The 20,359-nt window shown below is 63.6% G+C and carries 22 protein-coding genes and 6 tRNA genes; 11 read left to right on the forward strand and 17 right to left on the reverse strand.

The window, feature by feature from the left end:
- Positions 1 to 21 precede the first annotated feature (21 nt).
- The 3 genes from clpP to soxR all read right to left on the reverse strand — a co-directional run bounded on the left by clpP (position 22) and on the right by soxR (position 2,606).
- On the reverse strand, positions 22 to 648 hold the full coding sequence (gene clpP / locus L2Y96_RS14590; protein ID WP_425492624.1) for an ATP-dependent Clp endopeptidase proteolytic subunit ClpP: 627 nt from the start codon (positions 646 to 648) through the stop codon (positions 22 to 24).
- Positions 649 to 702: 54 nt separating this feature from the next.
- On the reverse strand, positions 703 to 1,995 hold the full coding sequence (gene tig, locus L2Y96_RS14595) for a trigger factor (RefSeq protein ID WP_247327631.1): 1,293 nt from the start codon (positions 1,993 to 1,995) through the stop codon (positions 703 to 705).
- Between the two features lie 176 nt (positions 1,996 to 2,171).
- Positions 2,172 to 2,606, reverse strand: coding sequence for a redox-sensitive transcriptional activator SoxR (gene soxR / locus L2Y96_RS14600; protein ID WP_247327634.1), 435 nt, complete (start codon positions 2,604 to 2,606; stop codon positions 2,172 to 2,174).
- 91 nt (positions 2,607 to 2,697) lie between these two features.
- Here soxR and L2Y96_RS14605 point away from each other — a divergent pair, with 91 nt between their 5' ends.
- The 7 genes from L2Y96_RS14605 to L2Y96_RS14635 all read left to right on the forward strand — a co-directional run bounded on the left by L2Y96_RS14605 (position 2,698) and on the right by L2Y96_RS14635 (position 8,075).
- On the forward strand, positions 2,698 to 4,086 hold the full coding sequence (locus L2Y96_RS14605) for an MFS transporter (protein ID WP_247327637.1): 1,389 nt from the start codon (positions 2,698 to 2,700) through the stop codon (positions 4,084 to 4,086).
- A gap of 114 nt (positions 4,087 to 4,200) precedes the next feature.
- Positions 4,201 to 4,419 carry a hypothetical protein gene (locus tag L2Y96_RS14610; RefSeq protein ID WP_247327639.1) on the forward strand — a complete coding sequence of 73 codons (219 nt, stop codon included), beginning with the start codon at positions 4,201 to 4,203 and terminating at the stop codon, positions 4,417 to 4,419.
- 151 nt (positions 4,420 to 4,570) lie between these two features.
- Positions 4,571 to 4,951, forward strand: coding sequence for a hypothetical protein (locus L2Y96_RS14615; protein WP_247327642.1), 381 nt, complete (start codon positions 4,571 to 4,573; stop codon positions 4,949 to 4,951).
- A gap of 270 nt (positions 4,952 to 5,221) precedes the next feature.
- The gene (locus tag L2Y96_RS14620; protein WP_247327643.1) at positions 5,222 to 5,899 is read left to right on the forward strand and encodes a hypothetical protein; all 678 of its coding nucleotides are present in this window, start codon (positions 5,222 to 5,224) and stop codon (positions 5,897 to 5,899) included.
- A gap of 579 nt (positions 5,900 to 6,478) precedes the next feature.
- Positions 6,479 to 7,000, forward strand: a complete 522-nt coding sequence (locus L2Y96_RS14625) for a transglycosylase SLT domain-containing protein (protein ID WP_247327646.1) — start codon at positions 6,479 to 6,481, stop codon at positions 6,998 to 7,000.
- A 9-nt stretch (positions 7,001 to 7,009) separates the two neighbouring features.
- On the forward strand, positions 7,010 to 7,543 hold the full coding sequence (locus L2Y96_RS14630) for a hypothetical protein (RefSeq protein WP_247327649.1): 534 nt from the start codon (positions 7,010 to 7,012) through the stop codon (positions 7,541 to 7,543).
- 1 nt (position 7,544) lies between these two features.
- A complete protein-coding gene (locus L2Y96_RS14635; RefSeq protein WP_247327652.1) occupies positions 7,545 to 8,075 on the forward strand; it encodes a hypothetical protein in 531 nt (176 codons plus the stop codon).
- A gap of 47 nt (positions 8,076 to 8,122) precedes the next feature.
- Here the strand turns inward: L2Y96_RS14635 and L2Y96_RS14640 are convergent.
- From L2Y96_RS14640 to rlmE, 9 genes are all read right to left on the reverse strand, one after another.
- Positions 8,123 to 8,207: transfer RNA gene (locus L2Y96_RS14640), tRNA-Leu, on the reverse strand.
- A 91-nt stretch (positions 8,208 to 8,298) separates the two neighbouring features.
- Complete coding sequence (locus L2Y96_RS14645; RefSeq protein WP_247327654.1) at positions 8,299 to 9,948, reverse strand: phosphoethanolamine transferase; 1,650 nt, start codon at positions 9,946 to 9,948, stop codon at positions 8,299 to 8,301.
- Positions 9,949 to 10,056: 108 nt separating this feature from the next.
- Positions 10,057 to 10,132, reverse strand: a tRNA-Lys gene (locus L2Y96_RS14650).
- A gap of 28 nt (positions 10,133 to 10,160) precedes the next feature.
- A tRNA-His gene (locus L2Y96_RS14655) sits at positions 10,161 to 10,237 on the reverse strand.
- Between the two features lie 13 nt (positions 10,238 to 10,250).
- Positions 10,251 to 10,327, reverse strand: a tRNA-Arg gene (locus L2Y96_RS14660).
- 24 nt (positions 10,328 to 10,351) lie between these two features.
- Positions 10,352 to 10,428: transfer RNA gene (locus L2Y96_RS14665), tRNA-Pro, on the reverse strand.
- Positions 10,429 to 10,565: 137 nt separating this feature from the next.
- Positions 10,566 to 10,642, reverse strand: a tRNA-Arg gene (locus L2Y96_RS14670).
- Positions 10,643 to 11,057: 415 nt separating this feature from the next.
- Positions 11,058 to 12,989 (reverse strand): ATP-dependent zinc metalloprotease FtsH, encoded by a 1,932-nt coding sequence (gene ftsH / locus L2Y96_RS14675; protein ID WP_247327676.1) that lies wholly within the window; start codon positions 12,987 to 12,989, stop codon positions 11,058 to 11,060.
- Positions 12,986 to 13,636, reverse strand: coding sequence for a 23S rRNA (uridine(2552)-2'-O)-methyltransferase RlmE (rlmE, locus tag L2Y96_RS14680; protein WP_247327682.1), 651 nt, complete (start codon positions 13,634 to 13,636; stop codon positions 12,986 to 12,988). The genes ftsH and rlmE overlap by 4 nt, the downstream gene beginning before the upstream one ends.
- A gap of 87 nt (positions 13,637 to 13,723) precedes the next feature.
- Here rlmE and yhbY point away from each other — a divergent pair, with 87 nt between their 5' ends.
- Genes yhbY through panE form a run of 3 tightly spaced genes read left to right on the forward strand, consistent with a single transcriptional unit; the run spans position 13,724 to position 15,352 of the window.
- Positions 13,724 to 14,020: a ribosome assembly RNA-binding protein YhbY gene (gene yhbY, locus L2Y96_RS14685; RefSeq protein WP_247327689.1), complete on the forward strand. Its 297-nt coding sequence runs from the start codon at positions 13,724 to 13,726 to the stop codon at positions 14,018 to 14,020.
- Positions 14,021 to 14,025: 5 nt separating this feature from the next.
- Positions 14,026 to 14,406, forward strand: a complete 381-nt coding sequence (locus L2Y96_RS14690) for an Mth938-like domain-containing protein (RefSeq protein WP_247327691.1) — start codon at positions 14,026 to 14,028, stop codon at positions 14,404 to 14,406.
- A gap of 7 nt (positions 14,407 to 14,413) precedes the next feature.
- Positions 14,414 to 15,352 (forward strand): 2-dehydropantoate 2-reductase, encoded by a 939-nt coding sequence (gene panE / locus L2Y96_RS14695; RefSeq protein WP_247327694.1) that lies wholly within the window; start codon positions 14,414 to 14,416, stop codon positions 15,350 to 15,352.
- 175 nt (positions 15,353 to 15,527) lie between these two features.
- On the opposite strand, the gene L2Y96_RS14700 is transcribed toward panE, so the two are convergent.
- The 4 genes from L2Y96_RS14700 to surE are packed head-to-tail and all read right to left on the reverse strand — an operon-like array spanning position 15,528 to position 18,661.
- Complete coding sequence (locus L2Y96_RS14700; protein WP_247327696.1) at positions 15,528 to 16,532, reverse strand: peptidoglycan DD-metalloendopeptidase family protein; 1,005 nt, start codon at positions 16,530 to 16,532, stop codon at positions 15,528 to 15,530.
- 23 nt (positions 16,533 to 16,555) lie between these two features.
- Positions 16,556 to 17,164, reverse strand: coding sequence for a YqaA family protein (locus tag L2Y96_RS14705; protein ID WP_247327697.1), 609 nt, complete (start codon positions 17,162 to 17,164; stop codon positions 16,556 to 16,558).
- Positions 17,165 to 17,193: 29 nt separating this feature from the next.
- Entirely contained in the window at positions 17,194 to 17,829 is a 636-nt protein-coding gene (locus L2Y96_RS14710) for a protein-L-isoaspartate(D-aspartate) O-methyltransferase (protein WP_425492625.1), read from the reverse strand.
- 49 nt (positions 17,830 to 17,878) lie between these two features.
- Positions 17,879 to 18,661 carry a 5'/3'-nucleotidase SurE gene (gene surE / locus L2Y96_RS14715; protein ID WP_247327698.1) on the reverse strand — a complete coding sequence of 261 codons (783 nt, stop codon included), beginning with the start codon at positions 18,659 to 18,661 and terminating at the stop codon, positions 17,879 to 17,881.
- A gap of 116 nt (positions 18,662 to 18,777) precedes the next feature.
- Between surE and L2Y96_RS14720 the strand changes: the two genes are divergently transcribed.
- Entirely contained in the window at positions 18,778 to 19,320 is a 543-nt protein-coding gene (locus L2Y96_RS14720) for a Smr/MutS family protein (protein ID WP_247337045.1), read from the forward strand.
- Between the two features lie 19 nt (positions 19,321 to 19,339).
- Here L2Y96_RS14720 and truD read toward each other — a convergent pair whose 3' ends face one another.
- The gene (truD, locus tag L2Y96_RS14725; protein WP_247327699.1) at positions 19,340 to 20,356 is read right to left on the reverse strand and encodes a tRNA pseudouridine(13) synthase TruD; all 1,017 of its coding nucleotides are present in this window, start codon (positions 20,354 to 20,356) and stop codon (positions 19,340 to 19,342) included.
- Between the last annotated feature and the right edge of the window lie 3 nt (positions 20,357 to 20,359).

Here is a 20,359-nt window from a genome sequence, read left to right on the forward strand (position 1 = left end):
TTTCACAAGCGAAAGTACCTATCAAGCGGATTTGACGGTGTCGACCGTGCGCTTGTCGAGAACCGAATCGATCAGGCCATAAGTCTGCGCTTCCGCGCCGCTCATGAAACGATCGCGCTCGGTATCACGGGCGATTTCCTCGACCGTCTTGCCGCTGTGGTGCGCCAGGATGGCATTGAGACGCTCACGCATCGTGAGAATTTCACGGGCGTGGATCTCAATATCCGTTGCCTGGCCGGAAATGCCGCCAGCCCAGGGCTGGTGGATCATGATCCGGGAGTGCGGCAGCGAGTAACGCTTGCCAGCCGCACCCGCCGCCAGCAACAGGGCGCCCATGGAGGCGGCCTGGCCGATGCACATGGTGCTGACGTCCGGCTTCACGAACTGCATGGTGTCGTAGATCGCCATGCCCGCGGTGACGGAGCCGCCCGGGCTGTTGATGTACAGGTTGATGTCCTTGTCCGGATTTTCCGACTCAAGGAACAGGAGCTGCGCGACGATCACGTTGGCCATGTAGTCGTCGACCGGGCCCACCGCGAAGATCACACGCTCCTTGAGGAGGCGCGAATAGATGTCGTACGAGCGCTCGCCGCGCGAGGTCTGCTCGACAACGATGGGCACCAGGTTGAGGTTCTGGATCGGAGCCATGGACATGCGATTCTCCTGGGTATGGGGCCCGGTTAGTGCTGGGAAACCGGCGCCTTAGGCGCCGATCGGCCGCATGACCTCGTCGAAGCTCAGTTCCTGGTCGGTGGACTTGGCGTTATCCGCCACCCACTCAGCCACCTGGTCTTCCATCACGCGGTTCTGCAGTCCCTGCATCAGTTGGGGGTCGCTGTTATACAGTTCAATGACCTTTTCCGGTTCTTCATAGGTGGAAGCGATCGCGGTCAGCATCTCACCCATGCGCTTGCGGTCAAGGCGCAGCTCGTTCTTGCGGGCGATTTCGCCCATCAGCAGAGCGGCGATGACGCGCTTCTTCGCGAACGGAAGGGCCTCGGCCACCATGGCCGGCGACGGCTGCTGGCCGCGCGGCAGGTTGCCGGCTGCCAGGCTCTGGGCCTCGGCGTTGGCCATCAGTTCCGGCACGTCCAGCTCCGAGTAAGCGCCGGCAAGCTTTTCAGCCACTTCCGACTTCAGGCGGGCCATGAGCGTGGCCTTGAGCTCGCGCTCGAGGTTGGCGCGGACTTCCTTGCGGAAGGTCTCGACATCGCCATCGGCCACGCCGAACAGCTGGATGAACTCGGCATCGACGGCCGGGAGGTTCGGCTCCTGGACCTTGATGATCTTGAAGGTGACCTTGGCGGTCTTGCCGGCGAGTTCCGGGTTACGGAAGTCTTCCGGGAAGGCCACGTCCTGGACCAGGTCTTCACCGGCGGTACGGCCCGTCAGGGCCTCGTCGAGGGCCTTGAACAGGGTGCCCGAACCGAGGACGCTGCCCGCGCGCTCCAGGCCTTCGGCCGGGAAGCGGTAGTCGCCGGCTTCAGCCGAGTACTCGAACATCACGAAATCGCCGTCCTTCGAGGCGCGCGACACTTCGTCGAAGCTGCGACGCTGGGTGCGCAGGGTTTCGATCATCTTGTCGATGTCGGTGTCCTTGACCTCAGCCTTCGGGCGCGCGATCTCGAGCGCAGCCACGTCGACCGCCGGGAATTCCGGCATGACTTCGAAGGTGGCGGTGTAGGCGATTTCGCCGTCGACGGCATTGCCCGTGGTGTCGACCGACGGGTTGGCGATCGGCTGGAGCTTTTCCTGGGTCACGGCTTCACGCAGGGTGGTGCCGATGAGGTCCGAAAGCGCCTCGCCACGGACCTGCGCGCCGAAGCGCTGCTTGATCACCGTGGTGGGGACCTTGCCGGGGCGGAAGCCCTTGAGGCGGACCGTACGGCCCATTTCCGCGATGCGCTCGGAGACCTGCGTCTCCAGACGCTCGGCCGGGAACTTCACCGTGAGCTTGCGCCCGAGCTTGCCGACATTCTCAACCGAAACCTGCATGACCTCTCCTGAAACCACCGCTTATATGCGGCGTGATGGCGGCATCCGCCGCCTGACCAAAACTATAGGGATTCACCGCGAGCGCCTGGCCCCACCCCGGACCAACCGGTGCTGGCGGAAAACCCCGCAAATGACTGCCCATTCTACGTTTTGCGCTTACGCCCCCGCAACAGGGCTCAGGGCCCGCCCCAGCGCCGGGGGCCGCCCCCTTCCGAGCCGAGCGCATCGCCCGGGTTGGCGAGGGCGCAGGCTGATATCGAGAGGCACCCGCAGCCGATGCAGTCGCCCAGCCGGTCTCGCAGGTTGGTGAGCTGCGAAATCCGGTCATCAAGGTCCTGGCGCCAACGGGCGGACAGGCCCGCCCAGTCCTCGCGGCTGGGCGTCCGGCCGTCTGGGAGCGTCGCCAGGGCCTGCCTGACGGCCTCCAGGGGAATGCCTACCCGCTGGGCCACCCGGATCACCGCGATGCGGCGGAGCACGTCGCTGCCGTAACGGCGCTGGTTGCCCGCCGTCCGCAAGCTATGGATCAGCCCTTTCCGCTCATAGAAATGCAGCGCCGAGACCGCCACCCCCGCCCGCCGGGCCACTTCACCTACGCTCAGCTCGCGCATCGCTTGACCTCAACCATGGTTCAGGTCCGATCCTGCCGCCTCCGGACCTCGCACGCAACCGTCCGACACTCCCCTCCCCCAAGGATTGACCATGAACGTGGGCATGTCTGACCCCAAGCTCCTCGACGCCGCGGCTTCCCCGACCGACGGCATCCTCGCACCCCGTTACCGCGCCGCCACCCTGGGCATGGTTTCCCTGATCTCACTGATTGCCTTCGAGGCGCTGGCCGTCACCACGGCCATGCCGACGGTGGCCCGCGAGTTGAACGGACTGCGCCTCTACGCCCTCGCTTTTGGCGGCGTGCTCGCCACCAGCGTCATCGGCATGGTGATCTCTGGCCGCTGGAGCGACCGCCGCGGCCCGGGCCCCGCCCTCGCCACCGGACTCGGTGGCTTTGTTGCCGGCCTGTTGGTAGCGGGCTTTGCCCACACCATGCCCATGCTGCTCGTAGGCCGGCTCATCCAGGGACTCGGTGCAGGCCTGCTCTCGCCCGCCCTCTATGTGATCGTCGGCCGCCTTTACCCGGAGCGCCTCCGGCCCAAGGTGTTCGCCTCGTTCTCGGCGGGCTGGGTCGTACCTGCACTGATCGGCCCCGCCGTGAGCGGACTGATCGTCGAGCACGTCGGCTGGCGCTGGGTCTTTCTTGCGGTGCCCTTGCTGGCAATTCCGGCAGCTTTGGGCGTGCGCGGCGCAGTGCGCTCGCTCGACCCGCCCGTCGTCCACGACAACGATGCGCCTGGTCGCATGGCCAACGCCGTGGGCGCGTCGCTCGGTGCATGCGCGCTATTCGTCGCCGGACAGGAACAGGGATGGCGCGCCGTCGCCCTGCTGATCCCGGCGCTGATTGCCCTTGTCGTCTGCGGGCGCCGCCTGCTTCCGATGGGCACCCTCCGCGCCGCGCGCGGCCTGCCCGCGGTGATTGGCCTTCGCGGCCTGGCAGCATCGGCGTTCTTCGGCGCTGAGGCCTTCCTTCCGCTCGCCTTCTCACGTCAGCATGGGCTTTCACCGACGTGGTCCGGGCTCGCCATCAGCGTCGGCGCGGTCGGCTGGTTCTCGGGCTCGTGGTATCAGGGGCACCTCGCAAAGATCTCGCGTCAGGCGTTGTTGAATCGCGGCACCGGCCTCATGGCGATCGGTACCGTCATCGCAGGCCTCGCGACATTCGCCTCCACGCCCGTACCGATCGCCGTGCTGGGTTGGCTAACCACCGGCCTCGGTATCGGCATGGTCTACGGCACGGTTTCGACGCTTGCGCTTTCGATGTCTGCACCGCACGAACAAGGCACGAATGCCTCGGCGCTGCAGTTGTGCGAATCGCTCACCGTGGCCTCCACACTCGCTATTGGTGGTTCATTGTTTGCGGCATTACTCAACGTCTCGCAGACCATGGCGTTCGGCGCGAACTTCGCAATCACCGTGGTGCTCGCATGCCTGGCGAATGTCGTTGCACGACGGACAAACGCTCCCGCCCACGTGTAAACCCGGGAAAACCCTACAACGCCTATCCGAACGGTACGACTGTTGCGTGCCGATGGCCCGGCCCACCCTGCGTGCAGGCAAAACGCGCCTGCTACGCTACGGAGTACGCACCTCATGGATCGGGCCATCACGTTGGACGAAGAACGGAAACGCTGGTTTGAAGAGTACAAACGCACATCGCTTGAGATGCGCAAGATGTACGCCGAGATCGACAAGCTCGAATACGAAAGGCACTGGTATCCGTTCTGGATGGGCGTCGCCATTGTGACGTCGCTGCTTACGTCCCTGGCCACTTTGGCCACCCTACTGTTCTCTATCGCAAACCGGTCTTGACCGCGCGCGCGGTCCGCGAGAGTTACGAAGGAATTGCCTTACACAGCCTATTGAGCACGGCCGACTGTTCTCAAGTTCACCCGCGCCGTACCGTACGTCGTGGTGATTAGCACCAGGAACCCGAGGCCCGAACACGATGGATGGCTCCCGCATGACAGACGACCGGCTGGCGACGGCCGAACTAACCCGCACACTCATGGAAGCGTGCAAGCTCCACGCCGAATCCATGAAGTGTCGCGCCGAAGCGGATACCAAGGCCGCCGCCGACCTTGCAGAGGCGCGTAGCGAGTCTTCGCGACTCGATCTCGAAGCGATGAAAGCACGCGTCGAGATGGCGCGGCTAGATCTTGAAGCCACGAAAAGCCGGGCGCAAGCCGCCAGACTGGAAGCCGAGGCGATCAAGCTGAGATCGGAGTCATCGAAGCTCCACGCCGAAACATCAAAGATCGAAAAAGAAGCGGAGTCCGCGTCCGACTTCGCAGCCACCATACGCGCACAGACCTTGGCGCGAGCTGCGCGATTTGAAGCTTAAGCCGAAAAGATCCGGGCCGAGGCACGCTACTACCCCGCCATAGGTCTCGGGGCCATCGTGGTCACAGCCATCAGCGCCGCCGCAGCGGTGGTAACGGCGCTAGTCAAGACGCTTTGAGCATGCCCGAGGGCTCGACCTACAAGCAGGTCAGGCATGAACGACGTCTACTAGTGAAGACGACCCGCACAACCATCAGGTGAGCCCGACAGACCGCGCGAGTCGTTGACGCGAAGCTAGTACCTCCTTAGCCACAGCAAAGAGGTGCGTCACATGTGTAAACGCTTGACTCCGTACATCGGAGCGATCGCCCTGATCCCTTCGATAGCTTTCAGCCAGATCATCGATCAGCAGGTTATCTCGTCGCATCCCGGCGAGAAGCGAATCACTCGGCATGTCGTCATAAAGGATGAGCACGGCCTCGACACTGTAGTTGAGCAAAACCTCACCGAACTCCCTAACGGCGATCTTCTTTACATTCACGACGCTCAACCGCAGCCCACCCGCGATCTGGACGCGCGTCTCTGCGAAGCCATGGGAGAGAACGCCACGGTCGTCGCGACACTGATCCTCGGCCCGGACACCCTCTCCAGCGTCGCTTGTCACATGCCCGCTCCCGATGGCGATCTGGCCTCGAAACAAACAGGCGCTCGCGCGCCCACCATCCAGGCGAGAGCACCCGGCCCGTACGCCGTACCCGTGAATCAGAATTCGGTCCACCGAGGTCAGGTGAACTATCGATCGGAAGGCCCCGCAACCATCACGGGCGAAGTCGTCGTCGATGAGCGCTGTCGGACAGCACTATCTGATTACGTTTCGCACCCAGTCAGCGGCCAGACTGCCGCGAGCGTCAATTGCTACATGCCGCGTACGGGGAGCGCACCGACCCGAACGTCAGCATGCGTCGGGGGCACATGCGCGGCTGATCGCAACACGATCACGGTCTTCTAGACGGCTTGAAAGAAGGTCCCGGCCCTAGATTGAGGCCGGGACCATTTCAGTCGAGACAGCACGATGCGGATACTACAACCATGGCGCCATGCCAATTCCGCTCGATCCTAAGCTAGGAAGCGCTTCATCTCCGGCTTCGCAATGCGGCCGCTGCCCACAACGCCTTCGCGATGCAACTGTCCGGCCCCGATCGAACGCCCCCGCCAGTACAAATGCGCATGGCGTTCGCGACGTAAAGAACGCTCAGAAAAGGACTACATGTCGCGCCGTACTGCGCCGACATCGGGTAAGTCACTGGGTCCGTAACGTTCACTGCGCATCAGCGTGAACCGCGAACCGAGCCGGACGGACTCCGGACAAAAGGACCTGCACACCATGAACAAACCAAAGATTGGCACTGAACCAGGCGGCGATGGCGGACTCCCTTCTCCGCCGCCCGTAGACCTCCCCCCGACGGTCGTCAACGCCGACCGTCCCCGAGATCCAACGCCGACGCCCCCTAGCCAACCAACCCCTCTCCAACCTCCAATTGATCACATCGGCCCCTTTCCAGGAACGGGGTCAACTCCAGGAAGCAGATTGACGCCGTATCAGAGAGGCGGATACAAGTACATCACCCGTGGTGGACATCGATACAGCCTTCAGATGCGCTTAAACGCTCATCAGGAAAGGATCATCAGCCAAATCGTGGATGCAGGATTCTCCAGAGGCGCGCCAGAAGTGACCATATCCATCGTAGTCGCGACTGCCTTTCAAGAAAGCAGTTTCAACGAGGGAGCAACGAATCCCGACTCATCCGCCATTGGCATTTTTCAGTTTCTCGTCAATCCCTGGAACGAACGCCATAAGCATCTGAATCGACACGACACCTCTGACCAGATCGTCGCAATGTACGACGAAGTCGACTGGTTCCGCGCACGGTACTCGGCACATCTCGCATCTGGCGCGCTTGAGGGGACCATGCCTTTCGTTGACTACGCCTACGCCTCACACACTGCTGGCCCATTCAATCCCCGCGACTTTGCGGTCAACGAGGAAACCCGGAAGAAACTGACCGCATTCAAAGACAAGTGGTACACGCTTTCCCTGCACGTCGAATAGGAACTAGTCATGCACGTTCTTCCCCGCCGCACGATTGCCTCTTTGATCGCCGTCGTGGCGGCGGGGAATGCTATCGGCTGCCCGATCCAGCAAGCGATCTATCGCGACACGTCGAAGGCGAGCCATGGAACCGCACAATTCCATCAAGTTCGCGGTCCTCGGGAGCATGCTTCGCACGCGCTGACTCTCAAGATCAGCTTTCCAAGACGCAAAGCGGGAGCAGCGTACGATGCATGGTTCCTTGCTCGCAGAGGTGAGACCGGAAGGACGGAATTAGTAGAGAACACGGCACCTGGAACGCAGATCTGGGAACCCGTTGAAAACAGGGAGCGAAGGATGGCCGCGCCCTATGCACTCGAGTTCTTTGCCTGGAATGACGACCGCGTCCTGGTTGATGCGCCGATTTCGGCGCTCGATACAGCGCCTACGTATCTGCTGATTCCTGGCCTATCGACACACGTATGGGACGTCGCAAAACGTGGCGCCGGGAGCATGTTCAAGCTAATCGCGTGCCGGGACACGTCCTTGCCGGAGGAAAGCTAACATGCGTTCGAAGGCAATGAAGTTTTCGGCTCTTGTGGGATTCGCCTCAGCGACAGTCGCCGCAACGGCCTGCCCGGTCGAAAGAGCTCACTACAAGTTCACCACTAGCGAAAGCACTGGATACGCAGATTTCGTTATCGTACCGAGGCCCGCGTGGATGCCGGGCTCCGACGACATCGCAGCATTCCACCTTTCGTTTGAGCCGCATCGCACAAGCGCGACAGCAAGATTCGACGACTGGTTTATCTACGACCAGGGCAGTAGCGGCATCATCCACCTACTGGAAAGCACCGATCGGCAGAAGCCCTCCTGGGATCTTTGGGAACTCCCTCACGAACCCGGCCTCCTCGACCGCGTCAGGGACTTTATCGCCTGGGGCAAGGATGAAGTCGTTACCACGGTCATCCCCTCGCCCGGCTCAACTGCCCCTGTTTACATCTTCCTGCCTCACCTGACTGAGAGCATTCGAACCAGCACGGGGATGGACGTGGGCCGAGGCATGTTCAAGCTGCATCGCTGCGAATCCAGATAAGAAAACGCCCCGGCATCGAGCGGATGCCGGGGCGTTTCATTTTCATATGGTGCGAAAGGGGGGACTCGAACCCCCACGGGTTACCCCGCCAGAACCTAAATCTGGTGCGTCTACCAATTCCGCCACTCTCGCATTGCGGCGCCATTCTAGGGGCAGGCTCGCCTGCGGTCCATAACCGCCCTCGCCTTTCGCCGCCGAACGGCTCCCCCGAACTACCGGATCGTCAGCCCTGGCATCCGGCCAGGAGATCCAGCTCCGGCTTGTACACTTCGGTGCGCGTGCCGAAGAAGCCCAGCAGCGTGTGGAACAGGTTGTCCTGGCTGGCCGGCTGCACGCGACGCTGGGCCACGCAATCCATCCGCAGGCCGCTATCGCGAACCCAGCCCGGCGAGAGCCACATCAGCATCGGGATGTGCTTCTGCTGGGACGGAGCCGTAGCCCAATCCGCACCGTGCAGGTAAACGTCGTTCTCGCCCAGCGATTCGCCGTGGTCGGAGAGATACATCATGGCGCTGTCGGTGTCGGGCTCCGCCTTGAGGGCCTCCACCACCTTACCGAGGATGTGGTCGGTGTAGAGGATCGTGTTGTCGTAGCTCGCGACGGTCTGCGCGTAGGAGCAGGTCTGCACCTCGGCGGTTTCGCAGCCCGGCTTGAAGACGTTGAACTCCGCCGGGTAGCGCTTGAAGTAAGCGGGACCGTGGCTGCCCTTGATGTGCAGCACGAGCAGCGCCGGTGAACGCATCTTTGCGAGGCGCTCCGGGAGGTCCCCGACCAGAATATCGTCCACGCAGCCACTGGCGTCACACAGGCCAGCGATCTTCGCGTCGGTCACGTCATCGTTCGGTACGCGTGCGCAGACGTCCTTGCAGCCTTCGTCGTTGTCGCGCCAGAACACATCCACGCCCGCGTGCTGCAGCACGTCCAGCGCGTTCCAACGGGCCTTGGCCGCGGGCTTGTCGAACTTCTCGCGCGTCATGTTCGAGAACATGCACGGGACCGAGACGGTGGTCGCCGTACCGCACGACCAGGCGTCGCTGAAATAGATGGCGCCTTCGCGCTTCATTTCCGGATTGGTGTCGCGGCCGTAGCCCTGAAGCGACTGGTTCTCCGCACGGGCCGTCTCACCCACCACCAGCACGACGACGCGCTTGCGTGCGGCCATGGCGGCGCTGGGCGCCAACGCGGCGTCCGTGCCGATCGGCGTCACGACGGGCTTCTTACGGAACACGTCGCGCTGCAGGTAGTGGAACGTGCCGCTCAGCGCCGCGTACGGGTGGTACACGTCGTACATGCCGCGATGGTTGCGCTCAAAGTAAATGTAGTTGCGGCCCACAAGGAAATGCGGGAGCAGCAACATGGCAGCGGCAACAAGGATGATCGCGGCGCGCACACCGAGGCTGCGCCACATCGGCATGAAGCGGACGGGAAGCACCGCGATGATGACGACCGGGAGCACACCGTACAGAGCCATCCATCCAAGGAAGGCCGGCGTGATCAGCGCACCCGCTTCCGCCCGGGTCGTCTCGAAAATGCTCTGGATGATTTCTTCATTCAAGCGCACGCCAAACGTCTGCGTGTAGTACGCACTGGCAGCGGAAACGAGGATCAGGATAGCCAGGAGCGGCTTGCCAATACGCGGCCACAGAACGATGGCAACGGTAAGGACCATATTGGCTATCAACCGGCCCCAGACAGCGATGCTGAGTGCCCAGAACCCGGCCGTGCCTTGCGAGACTGCGAGGGCATCATGCGCCTCGCCCCACAGGCTGCGGTTGAGCGCAATGAGGATGTACGCCACGACGAGAGCGCCCAGCAGCCAGGCTGGCATGGCGCGCTTCGGCCGACGGGAGACCGAGGTTTCTTCGATGATCATTCCGGACCTTTCCCTGGCCCTTTGCGCCAGCGTGTCATAAAGATGAAACGCGTGAAGCGTAGCAAATAAAGAAAAAGGCACCTAGATTTCTCTAGGTGCCTTTCGAATTGGTGGGCCGTGAAAGATTCGAACTTTCGACCAATTGATTAAGAGTCAACTGCTCTACCAACTGAGCTAACGGCCCTAAAACGTAAATTGTAACACACTAAAAGTGGGGTGGACGATGGGATTCGAACCCACGACATCCGGAATCACAATCCGGTACTCTAACCAACTGAGCTACGCCCACCATAAACCTGAACTGGCGCGCCCGACAGGAATCGAACCTGCAACCGTCGGCTTAGAAGGCCGATGCTCTATCCGGTTGAGCTACAGGCGCAGGCACTGTACGTAGAGCACCAATTGGTCGGGGCAGAGGGATTCGAACCCCCGACATCCAGCTCCCAAAGCTGGCGCTCTACCAGACTGAGCTATACCCCGAAACCTAAAACCACACCGGTGTATTGGTGAAGCTTTCAGATGCTACGGGTCAAAGCCTAGCCCGTCAATCCGTATGAACACACCACACTTTCCACTACCACCACCGAAACGCGAACGACTCAATGGTGTTTTAAAAATGGTGCGCCCGGAGAGATTCGAACTCCCGACCACCAAGTTCGTAGCCTGGTACTCTATCCAACTGAGCTACGGGCGCACACTTAAAACATTTGACCCGGTGGAGACCGCTGTGAAGCGTTACCGCCGTGTCGAGAAGCGGAATTATTCAGATATCCGGGGTGGGCGTCAACACTTTTCTGAAACTTTTTTTCGCGAGACGGTAACAGTTGGGGTAATTGGACGGCTAAATGGTTGTCGCATAGGGGTTTGAGTCTGGAGGTGGGCAATGTGTCGCACCCCTGGAAAATGGTCCTGTAGCGGTGGCGCGAACGGCGTCGCGCGCAAGCGCGCTCCTACAGGGATACGGCAACCCTGGGCTAATCGGCTAAAAGCCATGGGCAGCTCTGCGATGGAGCGCCCTCCTCCCGGACGGTGCGCGCGCATAGACGGCCTGTAGCGCGTTCTGCGGGGCACCAAACGAAGAAGGGCGGCCCTATGGCCGCCCTTCCCTTTTACAGCTGCGTAGCCGGCTTACCGACCTTGTCCGGCGCCGAGCCGGCGTCGCCACGCGGTGGCGGCGGCGGAGTGGAACCCGGCTTCTGCCAATCGGCCGGCGGGCCCGGCTCACGGCCGTTCATGATGTCGTCGATCTGGCGGGCATCGATCGTCTCGTACTGGAGCAGCGCCTCGGCCATCACGTGCAGCTTGTCGATGTTCGTGGTGAGGAGGTCCTTGCTGCGCGCGTAAGCGCGATCAAGGATCGTGCGCACCACTTCGTCGATCTTGCGCGCGGTCTCGTTGGAGACGCTCTTGTGCTGCGTCACCGAGCGGCCGATGAAGACCTCGTCCTCTTCCTCACCGTACATGACCGGGCCGAGCTCATCCGAGAGGCCCCACTTCGTCGCCATGTTGCGCGCCATCTTGGTCGCGCGCTCGATGTCGTTGGAAGCGCCCGTGGTGATCTTGTCAGCACCGAAGATGATCTCTTCGGCGACACGGCCGCCATACAGCGAGGCCAGCTGCGATTCGATCGCCACCTTGTTCATGCTGTACCGATCGCCTTCCGGCAGGTACATGGTGACGCCCAGGGCGCGACCGCGCGGGATGATGGTGACCTTGTAGACCGGATCGTGCTCCGGCACCAGGCGGCCGATGATGGCGTGGCCAGCCTCGTGGTACGCGGTGAGCTTCTTCTCTTCGTCGTTCATGGCCATCGAGCGGCGCTCGGCACCCATGAGGATCTTGTCGCGGGCACGGTCCATGTGGCTCATGCGGACTTCGCGGGCGTTCTCACGCGCGGCGAACAGGGCCGCCTCGTTGACGAGGTTGGCCAGGTCGGCGCCGGAGAAGCCAGGCGTACCGCGGGCAATCGTCATGGCATCGACGTCGGCTGCGGTCGGCACCTTGCGCATGTGCACCTTGAGGATCTGCTCGCGACCCTTCACGTCCGGCAGGCCCACGACGACCTGGCGGTCGAAGCGGCCCGGGCGCAGCAGTGCCGGATCGAGCACGTCGGGACGGTTGGTGGCGGCGATGACAATGATGCCCTCGGTGCCTTCAAAACCATCCATCTCGACCAGCAGCTGGTTGAGGGTCTGCTCACGCTCATCGTGACCGCCACCCATGCCGGCGCCACGATGGCGGCCGACGGCGTCGATTTCGTCGATGAAGATGATGCAGGGAGCGTGCTTCTTGGCCTGCTCGAACATATCGCGGACGCGGCTGGCGCCCACGCCGACGAACATTTCGACGAAGTCCGAGCCGGAGATCGAGAAGAACGGCACCTTGGCCTCGCCGGCGATCGCCTTGGCGAGCAGCGTCTTACCGGTACCCGGAGGACCGACCATGAGCACGCCGCGCGGGATCTTGCCGCCGAGCTTCTGGAACTTGCCCGGGTCGCGGAGGAACTCGACGAGCTCGCCGACCTCTTCCTTGGCCTCGTCGCAACCGGCGACGTCGGAGAAGTTGACCTTGACCTGGTCCTCGCCCTGCAGCTTGGCGCGCGAACGGCCGAAGCTCATGGCGCCACGGCCACCGGAGCCGGCCTGCATCTGGCGCATGAACCAGATAAGCACGGCGACGAAGATGATGATGGGCAGCCAATTGAACAGCAGGCCGATCAGCGAGAAGCCGTTATCAGCCGGCTCCTGGCGGAGATCGACGCCCTTGTCGCGCATCTGCTTGACCAGGTCGCTGGTGGACAGGCCGACCACCGGCACGACCGTGCGGTAGCTGACACCATCCTTGAGCTTGCCGGTAATGGTCGGGGGAGCCGACGAGGTGATCGTGCCGCTCGCGACGTTGCCGTTATCGACTTGCTGGGCAAACGCCGTGTAGGACATATCCTGCGACGATCCGCTGTGCGGATTGAAGGTCTGGAAGACCGTTAGCAGGACCACCGCGATGATCAGCCACAGCAACAGGTTTTTAGCCATCTCATTCATGCGCGGTTCTCGCCAGGTTGCCGGGACGCGGATCTAAGGCCGGTCGCCAGCGCATAGACCTCTCGCGAACGCGCGCGGGAGGCCTTCGGTTTACGCATCGTCACGCGACTGAAGTCAGCGCGCAAGTTCTTTAAGTACTCATCGAAACCGGCCCCCTGGAACAGTTTCACCAGGAACGAGCCGCCAGGCGTCAGCCAATCGAGCGCAAACTGCCGGGCGAGGTCGCAAAGATCCATGGCTCGGATCTGGTCCGCGAGGGCCACACCCGACATATTGGGGGCCATGTCCGAGAGGACAAGATCGACCTTCTTCCCTTCCAGCATGCCTTCCAGCTCACGAAGGACGCTTTCTTCACGGAAATCGCCCTGCATGAAGTCCACGCCGGTCAGGCCGACCATGGGCAGGATATCGAGGGCGATGACCTTGCCGGACTCGCCCAGGCGCTGGCGCGCCAGCTGCGACCATCCGCCCGGGGCGGCGCCCAGGTCGACGATGGTCATGCCGGGCTTGATCAGGCGATCTTTCTCAAGCACCTCTTCGAGCTTGAAAACGGCGCGCGAACGCATCCCCTCGGCCTGGGCCCGCTTGACGAACGGGTCATCGAAGTGCTCCTTGAGCCAGCGGGAGCTGCTTTTACTACGTGCCATTGGCCGGGGAACCGCCAGATAAAGAAGAGAGGGGGGCACGCATGATACCCTTTGGGCCCTCTCCCCCGCGAATCGAACCTGAACGCAATGTCGCTCTCCCCTACGCAGCGCCGCTACCTCCGCAGCCTGGCGCACGACCTCTCCCCCGTGATCCTGCTTGGCAACAAGGGCGCCACCGACGCTGTCGCCAAGGAACTGGGCAACGCCCTGGACCAGCACGAGCTGGTCAAGGTCAAGCTCTCGGGCGGCGATAAGGAAGAGCGCCAGGCCCAGGTCGCCTTCCTCACCGGCGAGACCAAGGCCGAAACCGTCCAGGAAATCGGCCACGTCGTGGTCCTGTTCCGCCGCAACGAACAGGATCCGAAGCTCGCCCTGCCCCGGTAAGCCCCATGGATCTCACGCTCGATCGTCCCGGCGAATACCTTTTCGTACGCCGGGTCAGCGCGGACACCGTCACGGTGGTGGATCGCGATTTCCACGCCAGCCTGCTTCTCACGCCTGAACAGGTGGTGGAGGACTGGGCTGTCACCGACGCCAGCCAGATGAGTCTGGCCGATGTGGAAACCATCGGCGCCCTCAAGCCCGAGATCGTCATCATCGGCACGGGCGAGCGCCAGGTCTTCCCACCGGCAGAGGTCATGGCGGGCTTCCTCCGCCGCGGCATCGGCGTGGAAGCCATGACCAGCGGGTCCGCCGCGCGTACCTACAGCCTGCTGTCCGGCGAAGGCCGCCGGGTGCTGGCCGCTTTCATCCTGCCCAAGCAAGGCTAAAACGCCCATGCGTATCCTGGTCCTCGGCGCCGGCGGGACCGGCGGTTACTTCGGCGGGCGCCTTGCCCAGGCCGGCCTCGATGTCACCTTTCTCGTCCGCCCTGCCCGCGCGGCCGTGCTCGACGAGAAGGGACTGGTCATCCGTAGCCCGTTCGGCGATGCCACGTTGAAGGTGAAGCACGTCACGGCGGAAACCGTCGCCGACGCCGGCGCCTTCGATCTGGTCCTTCTTTCGTGCAAGGCCTACGACCTGCACTCCGCGATCGAGGCGATCGACCCGGCCGTGGGTGAGCACACCGCCGTGCTGCCGATCCTCAACGGACTGGCCCATTACGCCACGCTCGACGCGCGGTTCGGGCCGGATAAGGTCATCGGCGGCATGTGCGTCATCAGCGCCGGTAAAGGCCCCGACGGTGAGGTCATCCACTACGGTAACGGCGCTTCCGTGACCTTCGGCGAACGGGATGGCGCGGCCCATGACGGCCGCTGCGACGCCCTGGCGGCCGCTTTCGCCGAGGCGAAGGTCGACCACGTCCATTCCACGGATATCAGCCGCGACCTCTGGGCGAAGTTCACCTTCCTCACCGCGCTGGCGGGCAGCACCTGTCTGTTCCGCGCGAGCATCGGCGACATCGTCGGCACCGATGACGGGCGCCGTCTTGTAGAACAGCTCTACGACGAATGCCTGGCAATTGCCCGCGCCTCCGGCCAGCCCGTGCCCGACCAGGCGCGCTCGCAGGCCTGGAAAGTGCTGACGCAGGAAGGGTCTCCCCTGACGGCCTCGATGCTGCGCGACCTGGAATCAGGGCAGAAAATCGAGGCGGACCATATCGTCGGCGATATGTTGCGACGGGGCCATGCCCAGGGAATCAAGGCACCGATGCTGGAAACGGCCTGGGCGCACCTTCAGGCATTCGAAGCCCGCAAGGCACGCGCAACCCCGTAGGAGCCCACCCTGTGGGCGACATCTTTCGCCTCACCGCCGTAGGAGCCCACCCTGTGGGCGACATCTTTCGCAGCGACGCAGCAGGCCCTGCAGCTTTTCCGCGAACGGCGTCGCCCACAGGGTGGGCTCCTACGTTGCTTCGCCAGCAGGCCCTGAGGCGTTATCGCGAACGGCGTTATTTCGGTGGCAGGAACTGCAGCGGGTCGACCGGGTTGCCGTCGCGGCGGATCTGGAACTGCAGCTCGTCACGGGTGGCACCCGACGAACCCATCTCGGCCACTGTCTGCCCCGCCTTCACCTTTTCGCCTTCCTTCACCAGACGCTTGCGGTTGTGGCCGTAAGCGGAGAGGAAGCTATCGCTGTGCTTGATGATCACCAGCTCGCCGTAGCCGACGAGGCCGTTGCCGCTGTAGACCACCACGCCATCGGCGGCGGCGCGGATCGGGTCGCCCGACTTGCCAGCGATCTCGATGCCGGGGATCGCATCGCCTGAGGCGAAGCGCTTGATGAGGCTGCCATCGGCCGGCCAACGCCAGGTGATGCCACCGGCGTTACGCGTGGCGCCGCTGGCAATGATCGGCGTCGAAGCCGGCGGGTTCTCGACCGGCGCAGGCGCGGCGGCTGGCGTGGCCGTAGGCGGCGCGGGCGGCGGCACGACAGAGTCGGCGGGCTTGCCGGCCACTACGACGGGGGTATTGGTGGTGGTCGCCGGCGCCGGCGCCACATCGGCATCGCTCACGCTCTGGAAGCCAGGCTGGGGCGGCTGTGCTGCCGGCGCGGCCGCATGGCCCTGCGGCGGCGGGGGCACCGCGGCAACCACGGGTGCCGCATGCGAGGGCGAGGCTGCCGGAGCAGGCTTGCCCTGGTCTGGCGGTGACAGCCGAAGCTCCTGCCCCGGCCAGATCGTGTAGGAGGAATCAACATTGTTCCACTTGGCAAGGTCGCGGAAATCGACCTTGTTGCGGAACGCGATGCTGTAAAGGGTATCGCCCTTGTTCACCCGGTAAACGCCGCCCGGCGGGGGCGGCGTAGGCGCCGACGCACGCGGCGCGCTCGCGCTATAACCGGAAGGCCGCGTCACCACCACCGAATGGCGGGTAGGGTCGAGATCGCCGCAGCCGGCGACAAGGAGTACGGCGCCGCCCACTGCGGTCAGGCCCAGCGGACGAAGCAAGCGCATCGCAGATGTCCTTTCTCGGTCGCTCATCGCAGGAGGAACCACCAGGCAGCCAGGAGGATGATGGCTACGATAACAGCCCAGCCGATCCACTCAATGTGTTTGCGCAGCATCTGCTCCGCCCGTTCACCGAAGATACGGACCAGCAGCGCCAGCAGCCACACCCGCTTGCCGCGGCCGATCAGCATGCACAGGAGGAACGGCAGGAGGGGAACGCCGACGATGCCGGCGGCCCAGGTCACGAATTTCATCGGGACCACCGGCTGTAGCGCCGCCATGGCCAGCACGATGTACAGACCGAGCGCGTGCGACTGCATATCCTTCTGGAGGTTGGCTACGCCTTCCTGGATGTGCGCCAGCAGGTGCATCGATTCGAGCACCGGTTTCAGCGCCTCGAACGCGAAGTGCCCCAAGGCATAGCCGACCAACGAGCCAAGCAGCGAGAACAGCAGGCTCCAGTTGGCATAGCGGAACGCCTTTTTAGGCTCCGCCAGCATCATGGGCGCCAGCATCACCTCGGGCATGATGGGGAAAATGAACGCTTCGGCGAACGATAGGCCGGCGAGGTAACGCACGGCATGGCGGTGGCGTGCCCAGACGATGGCACGTTCGTAAAGCGATCCAAACAACCGCATTCAGCGGACTCCCTTATGTGGAAGGCGCATCATCCGATGCCGCCAAGTAGCGGTACGAAACTCACCGCGCCAAGTTCTTCGCGGATAACTTCGCCGTTTTCGTCCTTGCGCAACCGGATAAGCACCTGCTGGCTGGGGCTGCCCACCGGCGCGACCAGGACGCCGCCGGGTTTCAGTTGATCGAGCAATTGCGTGGGGATGCGGTCGCCAGCGGCCGTGAGGATGATGCCATCGAACGGGGCATCGGACGGCCAGCCCAGCTTGCCGTCGTCATGGCGCGAACGCAGGTTCTCGATACCCAGCTGGCGGAACCGGCGACGGGCCTGGCGCAGGAGCTCCTCGATGCGCTCCACCGTGTAGACGGTGGGCACGATCCCCGCGAGTACGGCGGCCTGGTAGCCCGACCCCGTGCCGATTTCGAGCACCCGCTCGGGGATGCCATGTTCAATCAGCGCTTCGGTCATGCGCGCCACGATCCAGGGCTGGGAAATGGTTTGCCCGTGGCCGATCGGGAGCGCGTTGTTCTCGTAGGCACGCGAGTGCAGCGCCTGGTCGATGAAATGATGGCGGGGCAACTGGCGAATGACCTCCAGCACACGCTCATCGCGAATACCCTCTTCCGCCAGCTTGGCAGCCAGGCGGTCGCGGGCGCGCTGCGAGGTCATGCCTTCGCCACGCAATGCCGACGCTGGCAGGGCGTGCAGGTTCACCACGTCAGGCGGCCTCCTCGCTGTCCATGGCCGACGAAAGCGAGAGCATCCAGCTGCTCACCTTCTCCAGCGCCTGGAAGCGCGTGAGATCGGTATGGATAGGTGACACCGAAACGTAGCCGCGACTGACCGCGTTGAAATCGGTACCCGGGCCTTCGTCGTCCACCTTGCCCGGCGGACCGATCCACCACATGTCGCGGCCGCGCGGATCCTCGGTGCGGATAGCCGGTGCGGACCGGTGCCGCTTGCCCAGGCGGGTGACCTCGAAGCCCTGGATCTCCTCCCACGGAAGGTCAGGGACGTTCACGTTCAAGATGGTGTCGGCCGGGAGTGGATCGACGACCAGGCGGCGCATGAGCATGAGCACGGCGTGGGCAGCGGATTCGAAATGATGGCCCGAGCCTTCTTTCGTCACCAGCGATACCGCGATGGCGGGCAAGCCGAGGAAGCGCCCTTCCATCGCCGCGGAGACCGTCCCTGAATAGATGACGTCATCGCCGAGGTTGGCGCAGTTGTTGATACCCGAGACAACGATATCGATCTCGTGATCGAGCAGGCCCGAGAGCGCGAGGTGGACGCAATCCGTGGGTGTGCCCGCGACACGATAGCGCCGCTCGTCGAGACGATGTACGCGGATAGGCGCATCGAGGGTGAGCGAATTACTTGCGCCGGAGCGGTCACGGTCAGGGGCGACCACGGTCACCGTGCCGAACCCGGCAAGACGCTCGGCAAGCACCCGGATGCCCGGAGCTTCCACGCCGTCGTCGTTGCTAACCAGAACTTGCATGCTGATCCAGATCGAAAAACGGGGCTGGCGGCCCCATATTCAACCCGGGCCGCGCGACCACCCAAGTCTACCGGAGCGGGGCGCGGGATTCACCGGAACCGGCTAGGATGGAGTTCATGAAACGACGAAGTCCCTCGGTGCATGACGACGACAGCCGCCTGTTCCGCGAGGCGATCGGCGACGTCCGGCCCATGATTGCCAGGGAAGCCGTACCGGAGCGGCCCCGCCCGGCCCCGGTGCCATTCATGCGCGATGCGGATGAAGCGGCGGTTCCTGCGGATTCCATGCTGTTCGACTACGACCCCGCGGATCTCGAAGTCGGTGAAGAATTATCGTACCTGCGTGACGGCTATCCACCGAAAGTGCTGAAACAGCTCAAGCGCGGCCAGTTCAGCATCCAGGCCGAGGTTGACCTGCATCAGATGAACGCGGCGGCTGCGCAGCTCACCATCGCTGAATTCCTGGCCGAGTGCCGTCATGACGGTGTGCGCTGCGCCAGGATCATCCACGGCAAGGGCCTGCGCTCCAAAGCCGCCGGGCCGGTCCTGAAGGGCCTCACCGACAAATTGCTACGGCGGCGTGACGATGTGGTCGCCTTCGCCTCGGCCAAGCCCGCTCAAGGCGGCACGGGCGCAGTGATCGTCCTGCTTAAAGCCTGACGCTCCTACATAGCCACGGTCAGCTGGTCAGGGCGAGCTCGCGGATCACCGTGGTGGCATAGGCGCCGGCGGGCAGCGCGAAGCTTACTTCGAGTGCGCCATCTTCCAGCCAGCGCCACGCGAAATCGGCGGGCTTGAGACGCAGCGCACGGCGCTCCTGATCCATCCGCGCGCCAACAAGGCCTTCCGCAAGATCGGCGTCGCGGGCGGCAACGGCATTCTCAAGCGCCGCGACATCCCCGGAGGCCGGCGTATCTCCCCTGCCCCACAAAGGCCCGGTCGGATGGATATCGAAGCGGGCGAGACGCTCGGCAAGCGCGTCGTTGAACACTTCCGGCCCGAACCACGAACGCGAACCATCCAGGCCCCAGATCTCGCCATCCATGCCCGCATCCCACGTACCGGCTGCCACGCGCTCGGCCAGGGCGCCATTGAAAATGTGCGAGCGTGCCGACGACAGCAGGATCGAGCGCTTGTCACGATCGACGCGACGGCCCTTGAACATCGCACGCGCCTGCTCGACGTTATTGCCGCCCAGGCCAAAGCGCTGCTCACCAAAATAATTCGGCACGCCTCGCGCAGCGATTGCGCTAAGGCGCGCCTCGGCCTCGGCACGATCACCCTCGATCTCACGCAGCACGAGCACGAAACGATTCCCGCGCAACCCGCCACGCTTGATCTTGCGCGAGTGCCGCCCAAGCGCCGTCAGCGTCACGCCGGCATGCGGGAACGCGCTCCAGTCCGGATCCGCCTTGCCCGGCAACTGCACGGTAAAGACCTGGCGCGTCACCGCGTGGCGATCCTTCATGCCGGCATAGCCCACGTTCATGGGCGGGATGCCGGCGAACTTTGCCACCTCGCGCGCGACCCAGTCGGTGTTCTCACCGCGCTTCTCGACCAGCACGAAGGCATGCTCGCCCGCACCGTCCGGCTCGTAGCCGAGGATTTCTTCCACGAAGAAATCCTCAGGCTGGCTGCGCAGGCGGGCACGCAGCGGCGGCGCGCCAAACGCGAAGGGAAGTTCGTTCTCGCTCATCGG

Source organism: Luteibacter aegosomaticola, assembly GCF_023078475.1.
Taxonomy (GTDB): Bacteria; Pseudomonadota; Gammaproteobacteria; order Xanthomonadales; family Rhodanobacteraceae; genus Luteibacter; species Luteibacter aegosomaticola.